This window comes from Bradyrhizobium sp. Leo170 (genome assembly GCF_004296405.1).
Classification (GTDB): domain Bacteria; phylum Pseudomonadota; class Alphaproteobacteria; order Rhizobiales; family Xanthobacteraceae; genus Bradyrhizobium.
Map to the genome: position 1 here is coordinate 1 of NZ_PSRR01000663.1, position 1,861 is coordinate 1,861.

At 59.1% G+C, this 1,861-nt stretch carries 4 protein-coding genes and 1 pseudogene; 4 read left to right on the forward strand and 1 reads right to left on the reverse strand.

Features of this window, described 5'->3' with window-relative positions:
* The 4 genes and pseudogenes from CWO89_RS43770 to CWO89_RS48635 form a co-directional block, all read left to right on the forward strand.
* Positions 1-266 (forward strand): SMC-Scp complex subunit ScpB (locus CWO89_RS43770; protein ID WP_207234706.1); only part of this gene is annotated, 266 nt, incomplete at its 5' end.
* Between the two features lie 165 nt (positions 267-431).
* Positions 432-686 carry a hypothetical protein gene (locus CWO89_RS43775; protein ID WP_130584333.1) on the forward strand — a complete coding sequence of 85 codons (255 nt, stop codon included), beginning with the start codon at positions 432-434 and terminating at the stop codon, positions 684-686.
* Positions 683-1,468: a Fic/DOC family protein gene (locus tag CWO89_RS43780; RefSeq protein ID WP_245476854.1), complete on the forward strand. Its 786-nt coding sequence runs from the start codon at positions 683-685 to the stop codon at positions 1,466-1,468. Before CWO89_RS43775 ends, CWO89_RS43780 begins: the two co-directional genes overlap by 4 nt.
* 1 nt (position 1,469) lies before the next feature.
* Positions 1,470-1,595 (forward strand): annotated as a pseudogene (locus CWO89_RS48635) (SMC-Scp complex subunit ScpB); the annotation flags it as partial.
* 18 nt (positions 1,596-1,613) lie between these two features.
* Here the strand turns inward: CWO89_RS48635 and CWO89_RS46660 are convergent.
* Positions 1,614-1,861: DUF6894 family protein (locus tag CWO89_RS46660; RefSeq protein WP_207234707.1), on the reverse strand; the 248-nt coding region annotated here is incomplete at its 5' end.

Genomic DNA, 1,861 nt, shown 5'->3' on the forward strand with positions numbered 1-1,861 from the left:
CCCGTTTGCGCGGATTGGGGTTCATCGCGAGCGGCCCGCGCAGCCCGCAACCCGGCGCGCCCTACACCTACGTGACGACCAAGGGCTTCCTGTCGCACTTCGGCTTGGAGACGCTGCGCGATCTTCCGGACATGGAAATGCTCGAGGACGCCGGCCTGCTCAGTAAAGATAAAATGCTGGCCGGGGAGTTTCCGGATCCCTTGCCGGCGCATGACGAAGACCAGGACGATGATGAAAAAGCTGCAGATTGGACAGAGACAGGCTAGCCGCATTTGCCAAATGTCGGCCACCGATCGGCTTGCTTTCATCGCATAAATGGGTCGAAAATATGCATTATTTCAATGTGTTGTAACCTGGCTACGAACGCGTGGGGGCCTTCACTTAATGGATTTTCAGTCCTTTCTGTATTATATTGGAGGAGAGGAGAATCCATGTCCGCCCGACGTGACACGACTAAAGCCCGCTACACCGCCAACGTGATTCAGAGGCTCGCGAGCGCCAACAACGTCGCTGTCGTTGTGTCCGACAACGACCTCTTCGCACACCACGTCACGCGCCTTTCCGGCGACGACATTCACTTTGACCCGATCGAGAATACGATCGTGGCCCTGCAACGTGCCGGCATTTTGGATCGCGTCCAGGCCGTCCGACTTCAGGCCCGCTATTTGCGCGAAAATCGTTCGTGACCTTCGATCCTTTCGGGGACTTTGAGACGCGCGGCTATTTGCGCAACGTCGCAAAGACCAAGGACCTAGCGGTCGTCCAGCGCCTTCAGCACAATTCCTTTCTGACCGGCATCGATGCGGGACTTGCGCATCTTGAAGCACGCCCATCTCTGACTTACGCCGACGTGCTGCAAACCCACAAGATACTATTCGAGGCTGTCTTTCCCTGGGCCGGCGAAGATCGTCTCAAGAACGCTTCGACGATCTTCGTCAACAAGGGTGCAGTGCTCTTCGCGCACCCGAATGACATCCGCCGCGCCGTAGACTACGCGCTCGAAAACGGACAGGACAAGGCGTTCATGGCCGAGAAGCCCGGCGAGGTGATGGGCTATCTCGCCTATGGCCATCCGTTTCTCGACGGCAATGGGCGCACGATCATGTTGATCCATGCGGAACTCGCGCGGCGCGCCGGCTTCAGCATCGATTGGTCCGCGACCGACAAGGACCAGTACCTTGCCGCATTGACGCAAGAGATAGAGACGCCCGGCCAGGGCAAGCTCGATGCCTATCTCAAACCCTTCATCCGGAAAGGATCGGGCAAGGATGGTCTTGCCGCCGCGATCAAGGGGGGCGCCGGGCCTCGATGGCGGCAACGCCGATGCCGTAGCTGGCCTGACCCGCGATCCGGCGCTCAAGGCCCGCTACGAAGCTCAGGAACTGAAACGCAAGGGCTCACAGTCCTGACATCGCGTCAGGGCTTCTTATCCTCTTCGCCTCCGACCTTCCGACTGTACGGGCTCTGACATGGGGCGGCGCGCGCGACCGAAAGAGGATCTCGACACCGAACTGGCCGACCTGCCGCCCGACCTGCGCTGGCGCGAATGGATGGGCCGGGTCGAGGCCGTGATCTTCGCCTCGCCCGAGCCGGTGAACCATCGAACAACGAGGTCAGCTCGACAGGCGTCTGTAAACGGGATGCCGGGTGACCACTTGGCGCTTCGCGTCCACCACTAACACCACACTGTTGGTGTAATCGCCATCATCCATTCCGATTTCACTCGCAATGCGGGCACCGTAGTCATCGGCTTCGAGCTGGGTGGCGAACTCCGTGCCCTCCCGGTCCACTGACATAGCTTCATCATGTTCAATATGAAAAAAATAGCGCATAAAATACGGCTCCGGCATGGAATAGCACT

Coding starts and splice junctions, on each gene's coding strand:
- CWO89_RS43775 (WP_130584333.1), top strand. CDS start 432: ATGTCCGCCCGACGTGACACGACTAAAGCCCGCTACACCGCCAACGTG.